11 protein-coding genes and 2 pseudogenes are annotated in these 15,761 nt (G+C 66.8%); 9 read left to right on the top strand and 4 right to left on the bottom strand.

The annotated features are described in order from the left end of the window. Positions 1-98: 98 nt before the first annotated feature. Positions 99-902, top strand: coding sequence for a hypothetical protein (locus tag QX126_RS21025; protein ID WP_315783386.1), 804 nt, complete (start codon positions 99-101; stop codon positions 900-902). Positions 903-1,119: 217 nt separating this feature from the next. On the opposite strand, the gene mutS is transcribed toward QX126_RS21025, so the two are convergent. Next, a complete protein-coding gene (mutS, locus tag QX126_RS21020; protein WP_315783384.1) occupies positions 1,120-3,852 on the bottom strand; it encodes a DNA mismatch repair protein MutS in 2,733 nt (910 codons plus the stop codon). A 362-nt stretch (positions 3,853-4,214) separates the two neighbouring features. Between mutS and pcaF the strand changes: the two genes are divergently transcribed. The 4 genes and pseudogenes from pcaF to QX126_RS21000 all read left to right on the top strand — a co-directional run. Then, on the top strand, positions 4,215-5,423 hold the full coding sequence (pcaF, locus tag QX126_RS21015; RefSeq protein ID WP_315783382.1) for a 3-oxoadipyl-CoA thiolase: 1,209 nt from the start codon (positions 4,215-4,217) through the stop codon (positions 5,421-5,423). A gap of 132 nt (positions 5,424-5,555) precedes the next feature. Beyond that, positions 5,556-6,449 carry a dioxygenase gene (locus QX126_RS21010; protein ID WP_315783381.1) on the top strand — a complete coding sequence of 298 codons (894 nt, stop codon included), beginning with the start codon at positions 5,556-5,558 and terminating at the stop codon, positions 6,447-6,449. Positions 6,450-6,510: 61 nt separating this feature from the next. Further along, positions 6,511-7,380: pseudogene (locus QX126_RS21005) on the top strand (phosphotransferase); the annotation flags it as partial. A gap of 368 nt (positions 7,381-7,748) precedes the next feature. Further along, positions 7,749-8,024, top strand: a pseudogene (locus QX126_RS21000) (SPFH domain-containing protein); the annotation flags it as partial. A 359-nt stretch (positions 8,025-8,383) separates the two neighbouring features. Here QX126_RS21000 and QX126_RS20995 read toward each other — a convergent pair. The 3 genes from QX126_RS20995 to QX126_RS20985 are packed head-to-tail and all read right to left on the bottom strand — an operon-like array spanning position 8,384 to position 11,570. Then, the gene (locus tag QX126_RS20995; protein ID WP_315783379.1) at positions 8,384-9,943 is read right to left on the bottom strand and encodes a DHA2 family efflux MFS transporter permease subunit; all 1,560 of its coding nucleotides are present in this window, start codon (positions 9,941-9,943) and stop codon (positions 8,384-8,386) included. 6 nt (positions 9,944-9,949) lie between these two features. Further along, positions 9,950-11,098 (bottom strand): HlyD family secretion protein, encoded by a 1,149-nt coding sequence (locus QX126_RS20990; protein WP_315783377.1) that lies wholly within the window; start codon positions 11,096-11,098, stop codon positions 9,950-9,952. Further along, a complete protein-coding gene (locus tag QX126_RS20985; RefSeq protein WP_315783375.1) occupies positions 11,091-11,570 on the bottom strand; it encodes a MarR family transcriptional regulator in 480 nt (159 codons plus the stop codon). The genes QX126_RS20990 and QX126_RS20985 overlap by 8 nt, the downstream gene beginning before the upstream one ends. Before the next feature lie 175 nt (positions 11,571-11,745). On the opposite strand from QX126_RS20985, the gene QX126_RS20980 reads away from it, so the two are divergent. The 4 genes from QX126_RS20980 to QX126_RS20965 all read left to right on the top strand — a co-directional run bounded on the left by QX126_RS20980 (position 11,746) and on the right by QX126_RS20965 (position 15,695). After that, positions 11,746-12,237, top strand: a complete 492-nt coding sequence (locus QX126_RS20980) for a Fur family transcriptional regulator (protein WP_315756867.1) — start codon at positions 11,746-11,748, stop codon at positions 12,235-12,237. A gap of 199 nt (positions 12,238-12,436) precedes the next feature. Then, positions 12,437-13,390: a DMT family transporter gene (locus QX126_RS20975; RefSeq protein ID WP_315783373.1), complete on the top strand. Its 954-nt coding sequence runs from the start codon at positions 12,437-12,439 to the stop codon at positions 13,388-13,390. Between the two features lie 13 nt (positions 13,391-13,403). Beyond that, a complete protein-coding gene (ispG, locus tag QX126_RS20970; RefSeq protein ID WP_315783371.1) occupies positions 13,404-14,705 on the top strand; it encodes a flavodoxin-dependent (E)-4-hydroxy-3-methylbut-2-enyl-diphosphate synthase in 1,302 nt (433 codons plus the stop codon). A gap of 477 nt (positions 14,706-15,182) precedes the next feature. Beyond that, positions 15,183-15,695, top strand: coding sequence for a GNAT family protein (locus QX126_RS20965; RefSeq protein ID WP_315783369.1), 513 nt, complete (start codon positions 15,183-15,185; stop codon positions 15,693-15,695). Positions 15,696-15,761: the final 66 nt, after the last annotated feature.

The raw sequence follows: 15,761 nt of genomic DNA, 5'->3' as shown, positions 1-15,761 counted from the left end.
CACACAACGCACCCATCATCACCACCCGAGCCGCGCCCCCACCCCGGCCCTCCCCCGCAGGCGGGGGAGGGAGCCCACCGCCCGCGCCGCATGAGCTGATGTCCCTCGATCTCTCCTTCCTGCTGCTGCTCGGCCTGCGCATGGCGATCGCGGCGTCGTTCGTGGTGTCGGCGTCGATGATCGCCGAGCGCACCGGGCCTGTCATCGGGGCGCTGGTCGCGACCCTGCCGATCTCGGCGGGGCCGACCTACGTTTTCCTGGCGCTGGATCACGATGCCGCCTTCATCGCGCAGGGCGCGCTGACCAGCCTGCCGATCAATGCCGCCACGATCTTCCTCAGCCTTGCCTATGCCGTGCTGGCGCAGCGCCGCAGCGTGCTGGTGGCAAGCGCCACCGCGGTCGCGGTGTGGCTCGGTCTCGCCGCGCTGATCAAGAGCGTGCAATGGACGCTCTTGATGGGCATCGCCGCCAACGTCGTGACGTTCGCCATTTGCCTGCCGCTGCTGCAGCGCTATCGCCATGCCAAGATGCCGCTGATCACGCGGCGCTGGTACGACGTGCCGCTGCGCGCTTCGCTGGTGGCAACGCTCGTCGCCACCGTCACCTCGGTCTCCGGCTGGGCCGGCCCCAGCGTCTCCGGCATCCTGGCGCTGTTTCCGATCGTCTTCACCTCCATGATGCTGATCCTGCAGCCGCGCATCGGCGGGCCCGCGACGGCGGCCGTGCTGGCCAACGGCGCCTGGGGCCTGATCGGCTTCTCGCTCGCCGTCGTCGTGCTGCACCTCGGCAGCCTGCATCTCGGCGCGGCGGTCGGCCTCAGCGGCGCGCTGGCGACCTGCGTCGGCTGGAATCTCGGCCTGTGGTGGCTGGGGCGACGAAAGGCAGCTCGTCAGCTTGCGTAGGGTGGGCAAAGCGAAGCGTGCCCACCGAGTTGCATGTCACGCTGCAAATGGTGGGCACGACGCCTCGCGTCTTTGCCCACCCTACGGCACCGTGAACTCATCTCTCTGTCATTCCGGGGCGACGCCGCAGGCGGCGAGCCCAGAATCCATCTGGCTGCATGCGCTGACGAAGGATGGATTCCAGGTTCGCGCTGCGCGTGCCCCGGAATGACGGCAACTACTTGTTCGGCAGTTTCGACTTCAGTTGATACAGCGCGTCCATCGCCTCGCGCGGGGTCATCTCGTCCGGATGCAGCGCCTTCACGGCGGCGATCAGTTCCTCTGCCTCCTTCGACATCGCGGGCTCCGCAGCCGCGCGCGAGGGCACCGCGAACAGCGGCAGGTCGTCGACCAAAACGCGCGCGCTCTGGCCGCGGTCCTGGGCCTCCAGCTTCGCCAGCACCGATTTGGCGCGGCTGATCACGGCCGGCGGCAGGCCGGCGAGCTTCGCGACCTGGATGCCGTAGGAGCGATCGGCGGAGCCGGGCAGCACCTCGTGCAGGAACACCACGTCGCCCTGCCATTCCTTGACGCGGACCGTGGCGTTGAACAGCCGTGGCAGCTTGGCGGCGAGGGCGGTCAGCTCGTGATAATGCGTCGCGAACAGCGTGCGGCAGCGGTTGCTCTCGTGCAGATGCTCGATCGCGGCCCAGGCGATCGACAGGCCGTCGAAGGTCGCGGTGCCGCGCCCGATCTCGTCGAGGATCACCAGCGCGCGCTCGCCGGCCTGGTTGAGGATCGCCGCGGTCTCGACCATCTCGACCATGAAGGTCGAGCGCCCGCGTGCGAGATCGTCGGCGGCGCCGACGCGCGAGAACAGCCGGTCGACGATGCCGATGCGGGCACGGCTCGCCGGCACGAACGAGCCAATTTGGGCCAACAAAGCAATGAGCGCGTTCTGGCGCAGGAAGGTTGACTTACCCGCCATGTTCGGGCCGGTGAGCAGCCAGAGCTGACCGCTCTTGTGCCCCGGCGTCGGCGACAGGTCGCAGGAATTGGCGATGAACGGCTGGCCTTCGCGTTTGAGTGCCTGCTCCACCACGGGATGGCGGCCGCCCTCGATGGCAAAGCCGAGCGAGCCGTCGACTTCGGGGCGGACGTAGTTGTCGTCGACCGCGAGCTTGGCCAGCGCAGTGGCGACATCGAGCATCGCAAAGCCGTGCGCGGCGGCGCGCAGATCGTCGCCGATCGCCATCGCCGACGCGCACAGCCGGTCGAAGATCTCGAGCTCGAGATTGAGCGCGCGCTCGCCGGCATTGGCGATCTTGGCCTCGATCTCGCCGAGCTCCGACGTGGTGAAACGCACCTGGCCGGCGAGGGTCTGGCGGTGGATGAAGGTCGCGTTCAGCGGCGCCGACATCAGCTTGTCGCCATGCTGCGCGGTGACCTCGACGAAATAGCCGAGCACGTTGTTGTGGCGGATCTTGAGCGCCTTGACGCCGGTCTGGTCGGCATAGCGCGCCTGCATCGAGGCGACGACGAGGCGCGAGGCGTCGCGCAGATTGCGTGTTTCGTCGAGCGTCGCATCATAGCCGGCACGGACGAAGCCGCCGTCGCGCTTGATCAGCGGCAGCTGCTCGTCGAGCGCGCGGGCGAACTCCTCGGCGAGCGCCCGCGCTGGCCTCGCCAGCGCCGTCATCACAGCCGTGACTTCCTGCGGTGGCTGGTCGAGCGCGGACAGCCGCGCCAGCGCCTGGTCGGCGGCGAGGATGCCGTCACGCAAGCTTGCGAGATCGCGTGGGCCGCCGCGGCCGACCGACAGCCGCGCCATCGCCCGGGTCATGTCGGGCGCACCGCGCAAGATGGAGCGGATGTCCTCGCGTGCGGCGCCATCGGCAACGAACGTGGCGACTGCATCGAGGCGCCGGCCGATCTGCGCTGGCTCCGTCAGCGGCGCGGCGAGCCGCTGCGCCAGCAGCCGCGAGCCGGCGGATGTGACCGTGCAGTCGATGGCGTCCAGCAGCGAGCCGCGCCGCTCGCCGGCGAGCGTGCGCGTCAGCTCGAGATTGGCGCGCGTCGCCGGGTCGATCGCCATGGTGCTGCCGGTCGCCTCGCGCGCCGGCGGGGCCAGCGGCGGGCGCTGGCCCACTTGCGTGCGCTCGACATAGGTGACGCAGGCGGCAGCGGCCGTGGCCTCCAGCCGCGACAGCACCGCAAGCCCGTCCATGGTCGCGACCGCGAAATAATCGCACAGCCTTCGCTCGGCGGTGGCGCCGTCGAACACGTCGCGCGTCAGCGGTGTGACCGCGGCGAGTTCGCGCAGCACCGGCTCGAAGATCGCATCCGAATACAGCGCATCCGAGATGATCACCTCGTTCGGATTGATGCGGGCGAGCGTCGCGGTCAGCTCGGCGAACGCGCATTCGGTGACGATGAAGTCCGAGGTCGAGATGTCGATCCAGGCGAGCCCGAGCCGGTCGCCGCCGGAGGAGCCGCGGCTGCGCGCGATCGATAACAGATAGTTGTTGGCGCGCGCATCGAGCAGATTGTCTTCCGTCAGCGTGCCCGGCGTCACCACGCGCACCACGCCGCGCTTGACCACGCTCTTGTTGCCGCGCGCCCGCGCCGCCGCCGGATCCTCCATCTGCTCGCAGACCGCGACGCGGATGCCCTGCGCGATCAGCCGGTGCAGATAGTCCTCGGAGCGCTCGACCGGCACGCCGCACATCGGGATGTCCTGGCCCTGGTGTTTGCCGCGCTTGGTCAGCACGATGCCGAGTGCCTTCGATGCGACCTCGGCGTCCTCGAAGAACAGCTCGTAGAAGTCGCCCATCCGGTAGAACAGCATCAGGCCCGGATGCGCCGCCTTGATCTCGAGATACTGCTCCATCATCGGCGTGAGCTTGGCCGGCGCCTCGGCGGGCGCGGCGTCGGGCGGAACCGGGGCGGAGATGGGCTGCTGGATCGTCATGGCGCGGAAACTAGCCAATTTGCCCGGACAGTCCTACCGCTTTGCGGGCGATGTCCCGGTTTTCCACGATGAGCGGTGCCTGCTGTTGCACCTCCCCCGCTTGCGGGGGAGGTCGTATCGCATCGAAGATGCGATACGGGTGGGGGAAGTCTCTCCTCACGGGGATTCTCGCTTGGGGCTGCCCCCACCCCAGCCCTCCCCCGCAAGCGGGAGAGGGGGCGCACCGGTCGCGCGGTCAACGGCGTCGTCTATGACGGGCTCCACGCATGCCACCCCGCGCTCCCGTCATTTGACCTGCTCCCATCGCACTCCTAAAACCGCCGTCAATTCTGACCAGAAACACGAAAGTTCGGGAGAGAGCGATGCGAGACGTGTTTATTTGTGATGCGGTGCGGACCCCGATCGGCCGCTTCGGCGGCTCGCTGGCGAAAGTGCGCACCGACGATCTCGCGGCGACACCGCTGAAGGCGCTCAAGGCCAAGCATCCAAATCTCGACTGGGCGGCGGTCGACGAGGTGTTCTTCGGCTGCGCCAACCAGGCCGGCGAGGACAACCGCAACGTCGCGCGTATGGCGCTGCTGCTCGCGGGCCTGCCGGATTCAATTCCCGGCCAGACCTTGAACCGTCTCTGCGCCTCAGGTCTCGACGCGGTCGGCGCGGCGGGACGTGCGATCCGCGCCGGCGAGGTCGATCTCGCGATCGCCGGCGGCGTCGAATCGATGACGCGGGCGCCGTTCGTGCAGGGCAAGGCGACGGAGGCGTTCTCGCGCTCGGCCGAGATCTTCGACACCACGATCGGTTGGCGCTTCATCAATCCCTTGATGAAGCAGCAGTATGGCGTCGATTCGATGCCGGAGACCGGCGAGAACGTCGCCGAGGAATTCCAGGTGTCGCGCGCCGACCAGGACGCGTTCGCGATCCGCTCCCAGCAGCGCGCCGGCAAGGCGATCGCGTCGGGCTATTTCGCCGCCGAGATCACGCCGGTGTCGGTGCCGGGCGGCAAGGCTGGGCCTGTGATTGTCGACAAGGACGAGCATCCGCGCCCCGAGACCACGCTCGAAGGTCTCGCCAAGCTGAAGCCGATCGTGCGCAATCCGGGCACCGTCACCGCCGGCAATGCCTCGGGTGTCAATGACGGCGCGGCCGCGATGATTCTCGCGTCGGAGGCCGCCGTGAAGAAGCACGGCCTGACTCCGCGCGCGCGTGTGCTCGGCCTTGCCTCCGCCGGTGTGCCGCCGCGCATCATGGGCATCGGCCCGGTGCCGGCCGTGCGCAAGCTGATGGAGCGGCTCGGCCTGAAGATCACCGATTTCGACCTGATCGAGTTGAACGAGGCGTTTGCCAGCCAGGGCATCGCCTGCCTGCGCCAGCTCGGCGTCGCCGACGATGCCGATTTCGTCAACCCGCATGGCGGCGCCATCGCGTTGGGACATCCGCTCGGCATGAGCGGCGCGCGCATCGCGATGACCGCGGTGCACGGCCTCGAGGTCCGCGGCGGCAAGCGTGCGCTCGCCACGATGTGCGTCGGCGTCGGCCAGGGCGTCGCGCTGGCGGTCGAGACGATCAAATGACGAAGCGCTAAGCGCTTCGTCATTCCGGGGCAGCCCGCAGGGCTGAACCCAGAATCTGGAGATGAGTCCCAACAATTTCGAGATTCCGGGTTCGATGCTTTCGCATCGCCCCGGAATGACGGAGAATTGACCATGATCATCTCCCGCGAACAGGACGTCACGCCGGCGGTGCTGGCGGTGATGGAGCAGACCACCAATCCGCGGCTGCGCGAGATCATGGTCTCGCTCGTCAAGCACCTGCACGGCTTCGTCCGCGATGTCCGTCTCACCGAAGCCGAATTCCGCGAGGCCGCGGCGATCATCGCCGAGCTGGGCCAGCGCACCAACGACACCCATAATGAAGTGGTGCTCATGGCCGGCTCGCTCGGCGTCTCGCCGCTGGTCTGCCTGCTCAACAATGGCGATGGCGGCAACACCGAAACCGCGCAGTCGCTGCTCGGCCCTTTCTGGCGGCTCAACTCGCCGGTGACCGCGAACGGCGGTTCGATCGTGCGTTCGGCAACCTCAGGCCCGGCCTTGTTCGTCAACGGGCGGGTCGTCGATCCCGATGGCGCGCCGGTCGCCGGCGCCGAGGTCGACGTCTGGCACGCCTCGCCGGTCGGCTATTACGAGAACCAGGACCCCGATCAGGCCGACATGAACCTGCGCGGCAAGCTCATGACCGATGCCGATGGCCGCTTCTGGTTTCGCTCGGTGATGATGGTCGGCTATCCGATTCCAACCGACGGCGTCGTCGGCCGGTTGCTCAAGGCGCAGGGCCGCCATCCCTATCGCCCGGCGCATCTGCATGCGCTGATCGTCAAGCAAGGCTTCAAGGTCCTGATCTCGCAGGTCTACGACCCCAACGACCCGCACATCGACAGCGACGTGCAGTTCGGCGTCACCAAGGCGCTGCTCGGCAATTTCATCCGCCACGACGAGCCGCATCCGACGGACGCCGACGTCGCCGCGCCGTGGTACGCGCTCGATCACGTCTATCGCATGGAAGCCGGCGACACCGTGCTGCCGCGCGCGCCGATCAAGTAGCGCTCTCTTCGATTCCCGTTTAAGGTCGGTGTCGCTGTAACCCCGAAGGGACGGCGCCCGCATGACCTCCACTGACATGCCGTTCGCCGCCGAGCCCACCGCGTTGACGGCCACGATGCGTGACGCGGGCGTGCTGGACGACGCGGTGGTCTCCAATGTCGCTCTCATCAGCGACCGCCCGATGCTGATCTCTCGCATCATCCGTCTCGGCTTGACGTATGAGGGAAACGCCGCGGATGCGCCCAGGACGCTGATCCTGAAAATTGCGATGCCGGCCTTTGCCAAGACGCTGTGGCGGGGCGGTCGCCACGAGGTCAGCTTCTATCGCGATCTGGCGCGCCTCATGCCGCCGGGCCTGGTGCCCGGCTGTTACGGCGGCGCCTGCGACGAAGCCACGCTCACCTGGCATCTATTGCTCGAGGATCTCACCGACACGCACCAGACGGCAACGCAATGGCCATTGCCGCCCGCTCTGCCACAGGCCGAGGCCATCGTGCGGGCACTGGCGCGGCTGCATGCGGCGTGGTGGGACGATCCGCGGCTTGGCGTGTCCATCGGCAGCTTCGCGACCGCGGACGAGCGCGCCGAGCGCGGCAGGACCTTTGCCGGCCACTATCAGCGCTTCGCCGATCAGTTGGGAGACCGCCTGAGCGCGGACCGGCGCGCGGTCTACGAACGCCTGATGGCGGCGACGCCGCGGCTCTCGGAACGCTATCTGTCGCGGCGAAACCTCAGCATTGCGCATGGCGACGCGCATGTCTGGAATTTTCTGGTGCCGAAGGCCGCCGACAGCGACGACGTGCGCGCGTTTGATTTCGACCAGTGGCGGATCGGCGTGCCCGCGAACGATCTCGCCTACATGATCGCGCTGCAGATCTATCCCGACCGTCGGGCGCGGATCGAGCGGCCGTTGCTCGACAGCTATCATCAGACATTGGTCGCAGGCGGTGTGACCGGCTACGACAGGGCGTCGCTGGATCAGGACTATCGTCTCGCCGTGCTCTGGCACATCGCCCAGCCGGTCTGGCAATGGGCGATCCAGCTCCCGCCGGTGATCTGGTGGAATAATCTCGAGCGCATCTTCCTTGCGTTCGACGATCTCGGCTGCCAGCGAATTGCTGGACTGACGGCGCTTCCCTCGAGACAGGGCCGCACGCGCGCGGCGAGGTCTTTGTCGGTACACGTCACTGCGGTGCATTTGCCGTCGTCGCTACCAGCGCCCTCAACGATTACCAGGGATTGTTCGCCGGCCTTGAACCGCCGGCCAGCATCGGCGCGACATATCGGCATGGGCATGGCGTCGAGGCGAAGTTCGTCGACGGCCTGCGCTCGGTCGCGGCGACGATGGAGCTGCTGGACCTGCAGGAGAAGCGCTCGGAGTTCGTCAAGCACGTCCAGGCCGCGGTCGAGGCCGACGTGCAGTCCAACGGCCTGGAGCTGGAATCGGTCTCGCTGACCAAGCTCGACCAGACCGACATCTCGTTCTTCAACGCCGAGAACTTCTTCGACGAGCGCGACATCGCCAACAAGACCGCGAGCACCCGTGCCGAGGTGGCGAGCGCGACGCAGACGGCGTGGCAGACGGGTCGGCGCCCGCTGACGCTCTGCGTCATCGGGCTTGCCCGGGACGACAGCGGAGGTTCTCGGTTTGGGATTCTTGATACCGTCAGCCCGCGACGCGAGCGACCAATTCCCCCGGGGCTGGGGGCGGCGCTGGAGGAGCCACCGCCCCCGCCCGGCACATCACGAGTGGGGCGCTCATGAAGTGCAGTCCCTGCGCGCAACTCATACGCAGAGAACCGAGTGGGGTGAGCAGAAGATAGCCGGAAACGCGCCGGATTGAAGTTACAAATCCATCACGTCGCGGTCACCTTTTTGCTATCCCGGTCCCGCTGCGTCTCAACAGCGCACGCTTTTTCCGTCGCGGGGAACGGTCACTCCATCACCGCGTGATCGGCCGGTGCCGCCTGCGCGCGCAGTGCCGTCCGAGTCGAGCCGATCATGACCGCGAGCGGGATCGAGACCAGGATGAACATCATGACCAGCTGGTAGTCGTGCGAGAAGGCGAGGATCTGCGCCTGCACCATCACCATCGCATCGGCCATCGCGCGACCGGCATCCGTGGACAGGTTCAGCAGGCCGGCAACATTGGGCATCTGCAGCGCGTGATTGAACGGGTTGATGTGCTCGACCAGGATCGCATGGTTCCGCCGCGTTCCCTCGGTGAGCTGCGCGATCGCAATGGAGATGCCGATCGAGCTTGCGACATTTCGCACTAGGGTCAGCATCGAGGTTCCATCAGTCCGTAGCTCGCCCGGCAGCGTCAGGAACGCAACCGTCGACAGCGGCACGAAGACGAGGCCGAAGCCGAACCCCTGCATGATGCTGATGGTGATGATCTCCGGCACGCCGGTCTGGTCGGTCCACGCCGTCATCTGGAACAGCGACAGCGCCGTCAGCGCCAGGCCGACGATGATCAAGGTGCGGGCCTCGATATAGCGCAGCATCCGCCCGACCAGCATCATCGCGACGAACGTACCGCAGCCGCGCGTCGCCAACAGCACGCCGGCGGTGATGATGGGATAGCCGATGACGTTCTGCAGATAGGGCGAGGACAGCGCCATGGTCGAGAACAGCACGAGGCCCATCACCGTCATGAACACGCAGCCGCCGACGAAATTGCGGTCCTTGAACAGCGCGAACTGGATGAACGGGCGCTGCGTCGTCAGCGAATGCGCCAGGAAATAGTAGAAGCCGACGCCGGCGACGATGAACTCGATGATGATCTCGTTGCTCTCCAGCCAGCCCAGATCCTCGCCGCGGTCGAGTGCGATCTGCAGCGAGCCGATGCCGATGGCGAGCGCAGCGAAGCCGAACCAGTCGAAGGTCAGCTCCGCGTTCGGCTTGGTCTCCTCCATGAACGCCATCAGGCCGAGCACGGTCACGGCGCCGAACGGCAGGTTGACGAAGAACACCCAATGCCAGGAATAGGTCTCGGTCAGCCAGGCGCCCAGCGACGGCCCCATGATCGGGCCGAGCATCACGCCCATGCCCCAGATCGCCATCGCCTTGGCGCGCTCATGCAGCGCGTAGGAATCGAGCATCACGGCCTGCGACAGCGGCACCAGCGCGGCGCCGAACACGCCCTGCAGCAGGCGGAACAACACCATCTGCGTGATGTCCTGGGCGAGCCCGCACATCACGGAGGCGATGGTGAAGCCGGCCGAGCAGACGATGAAGGTGCGCTTGCGGCCGAAGCGGTTGGCGATCCATCCCACCGGCGCGGTCATGATCGCGGCCGCGACGATGTAGGACGTCAGCACCCAGTTGATCTGGTCCTGCGAGGCCGACAGCGTGCCCTGCATGTAGGGCAGGGCGACGTTGGCGATGGTGGTGTCGAGCGCCTGCATGATCGTCGCCGTCATGGCGCAGATCGTTACCATGTTGCGGCGGAATCCCGGAACCGCCGATGATGAGGCCGCCGGCGCAGTCATGGCGCGCTACTCCTCCTTCTCCGCCGCATGCGCCGCTCCGAACAGCCCGGCCAGCGTACGCTCGTGGCCGGTGTCGATCGATACGTTGACGCTCATGCCGGCCTTCAGCCTGGCGACGAACCTGTCGGTCTTGTCGAAATGGATCCGCACAGGCACGCGCTGCACGACCTTGACGAAGTTTCCGCTCGCGTTCTGCGGCGGCAGGATCGCGAACTGCGCGCCGGTGCCCGGCGACAGCGAGCCGACCGTGCCCTTGAAGCGATGGTTCGGGAAGGCGTCGACGTCGAGTTCGACCGGCTGGCCGACCGCGACATAGGTGAAGTCGCTTTCCTTCGGATTGGCGTCGACCCAGGGATTGCTGACGTCGATCACCGAGAACACCGGCGTGCCCGCGGTGACGAAGCGGCCGAGCTGGATCTGGTCGACCTGCGTGGCGATGCCGGGCATCGGCGCGCGCAAGGTGGTGTGGTCGAGATCGCGCTGGGCGTCCTCGAGCTTGGCCTTGGCCTGGATGTAGGGCGGGAACTGCTCCAGCGGCAGCTCGGGATTGCCGAGCAGCTGCGTTTTCGCGTTCGATAGCTGCTGCTTGATGTACTGCGCCTGCGCGCTCGCCGTCACCAGCGCATTCGCGGCGTTGTCGAGGTCGAGCTGCGAGCCGAAATTGTTCTTGGCGAGCGTCTGCTTGCGTTCGACGTCCTTCTGCTTCAGCTCGATGCCCTGCTGGGCCAGGTCGAGCATCTGGCCGTAGATCTTGATGTTGGCGGTGAGGTTGTCGTAGGTGGTCCGCGCCTGCTCCAGCGCCGCCTTGGTCTGGTCGACCGCGAGGCGGTAGGGCACGGGATCGATCTCGAACAACTCGTCGCCCTTCTGCACCTGCTGGCCTTCCTTGACGACGACCTTGATGATCTTGCCGGAGATGTCGGGGGTGATGAGCACCTTCTGGGCGCCGACATAGGCGTCGTCTGTCGTCACGTAGCGGCCGCCGTTGAGATAGAGCACGAGGCCGCCGACGGCGGCGACGAGCGGCAGCACGACCAGCAGCAGCGTGCGACGGTAGCGGCGCACGAATCCGGGGCGCGCCGGCTTTTCGGCGGCGGCCGCCGCATCCGGGCCGGCTTTCTGTTCGGGGGCGAGTTTCAGGGCGGGCTCAGCCATAGCGCTGCTCCTTTCGCTGCTCGTCGCACAACGACTGCAGGGCGTTTCTCACGTTTTCTTTGATGGCCTCGAGGTGGGTCATCAGCCGCTCGGCGTCGTCGGCGCTGATGCCCTGAAGGGCGGTGTCGGTCAGATCGCCGCGCAGCACCGCGAGCTTCGCGAGCAGCGGACGCGCGGCCTTCTTCAGATAGAGCCGGTTGACGCGGCGGTCGGTGTCGTCGCCGCGCCGCTCGATCAGCCCGGCCTCGGCGAGCTTGTCGATCAGCCGCGTCAGCGTGATCGGCTGCATCTCCATCTGCTCGGCGAGCTCGGACTGCTTCACCCCCTCGTTGCGCTCCACCTTGGCCAGCACGGCCCATTGCGCGCGGGTCATGCCGAAGCGCGCCGCCTCCTTGTCGGCATAGGCGCGCACCAGGCGCTGCAGCTCGCCGAGCGTAAACAGGAAATTCACGTCCGCGGACGTGCGGGTCATGGCGGATCTCGATTCAGTGGCGGAAGAAATTGAGCTTTGGCTGTAATAAGCCTCCGATACAATAAGCAAGCTTATGAATATTTGATGGCCCCGCCGAGCGCACCGGCCCCGCCGAAGATGCATGGCTCGGCCGCGGCCTTTGGCGAGACCGGCCCGAGATGCTAGATTGTCAGCAATGACCCTCGCAAAGCCCACCTTCCCGGCGCCGGACCACGACCATGGCCGCTGCGCGGCCGATGCCCTGGACCATGCCGAGCGCATCTGCGCTCAGCGCGGCCAGAAGTTCACGTCGCAGCGCCGCCAGGTGTTGGAGGCGCTGCTGTCGAGCCACCGGCCGCTCGGGGCCTACGAGATCATCGAGGAACTTGCCAAGGTCACCGCGCGGCCCGCGCCGATCACCGTGTACCGCGCGCTCGAGTTCCTGATGGCGAACGGCCTGGTGCACCGCATCGAGAGCCGAAATGCCTTCCTCGCCTGCGCCCACGACCACGAGCAGACCGCGCTGGTGGCGTTCCTGATCTGCGAGAGCTGCGGCGCCGTTGGCGAGGTTCCGGCAGCGCCGATCGCGGAAAGCCTGAAGCTGGCCGCTGCGGCAACGGGCTTCACACCGAAGCTTTCCGTCGTCGAGATCACCGGGTTGTGCGCGCATTGCCAGAGGGCCGCGTGAGGTCCGTCACTGCGGCCGAAGCTATACACGTGTGAATGACTGTCGTATTCGAGGTTCAGCGCGAGACCGGTGCGCGCAGGGAGAGGCGAGCACCGCCGCCGCTCTACCTCCGCATCATCTCCGACCGACAAAGACAAAGCTGACCACACCTTGATGGCGGTCCGAATACAAAGAAACGCGCCAGGGAGCCAACGTCCTCGTGTCCGCAACGTCAACCTCATCCGCCGCGACCCGGCCGCTCGGCCTGGGCGCGATCGCCGTCATCCTCGTGCTGTGCCTGTCCTGGGCGTTCAATCAGATCGCGGTGAAGCTCGCGCTGCCTGAAATTCCGCCGCTGCTGCAGGCCACCTTCCGTTCGCTCGGTGCGCTGCCGGTGCTGCTGGTGTTCGCGCGGGTGCGCGGCGTGAAGATGTTCGAGCGCGACGGCACGCTGGGGCTCGGCCTGGTGGCAGGCCTGCTGTTCGGCTTGGAATTCGTGCTGATCTATCAGGGCCTGCTGCTGACCTCGGCGTCGCGCGCCATCGTGTTCCTGTATACCGCGCCGTTCTTCGTCGCGCTCGGCTCGTTCCGCTTCCTCGGCGAGCGGATGGGGCCGGCGCAATGGGGCGGGCTGGCGCTCAGCTTCACCGGTGTGGCGCTGGCGATCGGCATTCCCCAGGCCGATGTCGACGGCCGCGTGCTGCTCGGCGATCTCCTGGTGGTCGGCGGCGGCCTGCTGTGGGGCGTGACCACCGTGTTCGTCAAAGGCACGCGCCTGCGGTTGATCGCGCCGGAGCGGGCGCTGGGGTACCAGGTCGCGGTCTCGGTCCCGATCATGGCCGCGGCGGCCCTGATTGCCGGGGAGCGGTTGACCCAGGTTCCCAGCCCGTTCGTGATCGGCCTGATGGCCTACCAGTCGATCTGGGTGGTCGGGACCACGTTCACGATCTGGTTCGCGCTGATCAAGGCCTACTCGGCCAGCAAATTGTCGGCATTTACCTTCATCACCCCTTTATTCGGGGTGGTGGCGAGCTATTTCATCCTGCATGACGCCCTGACGCTGGCCTTTGGGCTCGCAGCCGTGCTTGTGATCATTGGGCTTTTTCTCGTCAACCGCCCGAACCGCGTGGTCCTGGCTGCGACTGATCCATTGCTGAATGTCACCAAAACCTGATATCCGAGCGCTCATGAACAAGCCCGAGATCCTGACCGAGAACACCTCAGCGTCCGATGTCGCCGGACCCGCTCCCCGGCATCAGACCACCCGCGTCATGGTCGGCAACGTCGCCGTGGGCGGCGGTGCGCCGATCGTGGTGCAGTCGATGACCAACACCGACACCGCCGATATCGACGGCACGGTGGCCCAGGTTGCAGCGCTGGCGCGCGCCGGGTCCGAGATGGTCCGCATCACGGTCGACCGCGAGGAGGCCGCCGCGGCCGTCCCGCAGATCCGCGAGCAGCTCGACAAGCGCGGCATCACCACGCCCCTGATCGGCGACTTCCACTATATCGGCCACAAGCTGCTGACCGACTATCCGGCCTGCGCCGAGGCGCTGGCGAAGTACCGCATCAATCCCGGCAACGTCGGTTTCAAGGACAAGCGCGACACGCAGTTCTCGACCATCATCGAGCTCGCCAACAAATACGGCAAGCCGGTGCGCATCGGCGCCAATTGGGGCTCGCTCGATCAGGAGCTGCTCAGCAAGCTGATGGACGAGAACGCCGCCTCCGCGAACCCGCGCGATGCGCGCGCGGTGATGCGCGAAGCCATGGTGCAGTCGGCATTGCTGTCGGCCGCCCGGGCCCAGGAGCTCGGCATGCCGAAGGATCGCATCATCCTGTCGGCCAAGGTCTCGGCCGTGCAGGACCTGATCGCGGTCTATCAGGACCTCGCCGCACGCTCCGACTACGCCATCCATCTCGGCCTCACCGAGGCCGGCATGGGCTCGAAGGGCATCGTCGCCTCCTCGGCGGCGCTCGGCATCCTGCTGCAGCAGGGCATCGGCGACACCATCCGCATCTCGCTGACCCCGGAGCCCGGCGGCGACCGCACCCTCGAAGTGCAGGTCGCGCAGGAGCTGCTGCAGACCATGGGCTTCCGCACCTTCGTGCCGCTGGTTGCGGCGTGCCCGGGCTGCGGCCGCACCACCTCGACCACGTTCCAGGAGCTGGCACGCTCGATCCAGGACTTCATCCGCGAGGAGATGCCGGCCTGGAAGACGCAATATCCCGGCGTGGAAGCGCTCAACGTCGCCGTCATGGGTTGCATCGTCAACGGCCCCGGCGAATCCAAGCACGCCAATATCGGCATCTCCCTGCCCGGCACTGGCGAAGCCCCGGCCGCGCCGGTCTTCGTCGACGGCAAGAAGTTCCGCACCCTGCGCGGCCCGAGCATCGCCGCCGACTTCAAGGCGCTGGTGATCGACTACATCGACCAGCGCTACGGCAGCGGTGCCAAGGGGCCGGAGAGCGTGACCGCGGCGGAGTAGGGCGGCACGCCGGTCCCGGCTCAGCCAGCGGCGCCTCCTGTCCGCTGGGTTGATCGCGCGGTTGCTTGCGGCGAGAAGGCCTGACCATTCGTTACTCCGTCATGCCCGGGCTTGTCCCGGGCATCCACGTCGTTCCGAGGATGCCGAGCGGCGTGGATGGCCGGGACGAGCCCGGCCATGACGATGTGGCAGCAGACGGTCGCACAACTCCGATCGTCATATGCGATCCCTCTGTCGCAGGCGGGGAGCTTGAGAAAGAGTCCTCAGCTAGATTTCATGTCCAATCGGCCTGCCGTGAGAGCGACAGCCGACCTGCAACCGACGGCTGCTTGTGCCGCGCGCCGCGGTCTGAAATTTTTGCACGCGGATCGGCTGCAACGCACGCCGTGATGTCGCGGTTGCCCCCATCAGAACGGCGCCCGCCCCACTGCTGCCCGCATGATCAGCACCTTGAGGCTTGCTGAAGAGGACGCCTCGATGAATCTCGACATCCGCGAAATGGAACTCGCCGAGACCTCGATGGTCATCGACTACTTCTATTCGTCGAGCATCGAGCAGCTCGACCTGATGGGCATCGATCCGACGCGGATGCCGACCAGGCAGGTGTGGACCGGACTGTTCCAGACGCTCTACGACACGCCCTTGGCCGAGCGCGCGGCGCTGCTGGTGATCTGGCGGCTCGACGGCCGCGCCATCGGCTTCTCCAGTTGCGACCGCATCGTGTTCGGCAACCGCGCCCACATGCATCTGCACGTCACCGAGCCGGAGCTGCGCGGCCGCGGCCTCGGCACCGCATGCGTCCGCCGCACCATCGATTTGTATTTCGAGCGGCTCAAGCTCAAGCAGCTGTTCTGCGAGCCGCACGCATACAACACCGCCCCCAACCGCGCGCTGCAGAAGGCCGGCTTCCGCTACTTGAAGACCTACAAGACCGTGCCCGGCCCGATGAACTACCATCAGGCCGTGACGCGCTGGATGATCGAGCGGTGAGGGTGAGGCTCCCCTCGATAGCGGGGAGAGATGTGCGCGGCTCTATCCACGTCATTGCGAGTGCAA

Source organism: Bradyrhizobium sp. SZCCHNPS1003 (genome assembly GCF_032381555.1).
Lineage (GTDB): Bacteria > Pseudomonadota > Alphaproteobacteria > Rhizobiales > Xanthobacteraceae > Bradyrhizobium.
Note: the sequence above shows the minus strand (reverse complement) of the source record. Positions and strands in the feature narration are given on the sequence as shown.

Excerpts from the sequence above, each read along its gene's own strand:
- QX126_RS20965 (WP_315783369.1), top strand. The coding sequence starts at position 15,183 with ATGAATCTCGACATCCGCGAAATGGAACTCGCCGAGACCTCGATGGTC.
- QX126_RS20985 (WP_315783375.1), bottom strand. The coding sequence starts at position 11,570 with ATGACCCGCACGTCCGCGGACGTGAATTTCCTGTTTACGCTCGGCGAG.
- pcaF (WP_315783382.1), top strand. The coding sequence starts at position 4,215 with ATGCGAGACGTGTTTATTTGTGATGCGGTGCGGACCCCGATCGGCCGC.
- QX126_RS20980 (WP_315756867.1), top strand. The coding sequence starts at position 11,746 with ATGACCCTCGCAAAGCCCACCTTCCCGGCGCCGGACCACGACCATGGC.
- QX126_RS21025 (WP_315783386.1), top strand. The coding sequence starts at position 99 with ATGTCCCTCGATCTCTCCTTCCTGCTGCTGCTCGGCCTGCGCATGGCG.
- QX126_RS20990 (WP_315783377.1), bottom strand. The coding sequence starts at position 11,098 with ATGGCTGAGCCCGCCCTGAAACTCGCCCCCGAACAGAAAGCCGGCCCG.
- QX126_RS21010 (WP_315783381.1), top strand. The coding sequence starts at position 5,556 with ATGATCATCTCCCGCGAACAGGACGTCACGCCGGCGGTGCTGGCGGTG.
- ispG (WP_315783371.1), top strand. The coding sequence starts at position 13,404 with ATGAACAAGCCCGAGATCCTGACCGAGAACACCTCAGCGTCCGATGTC.
- QX126_RS20995 (WP_315783379.1), bottom strand. The coding sequence starts at position 9,943 with ATGACTGCGCCGGCGGCCTCATCATCGGCGGTTCCGGGATTCCGCCGC.
- mutS (WP_315783384.1), bottom strand. The coding sequence starts at position 3,852 with ATGACGATCCAGCAGCCCATCTCCGCCCCGGTTCCGCCCGACGCCGCG.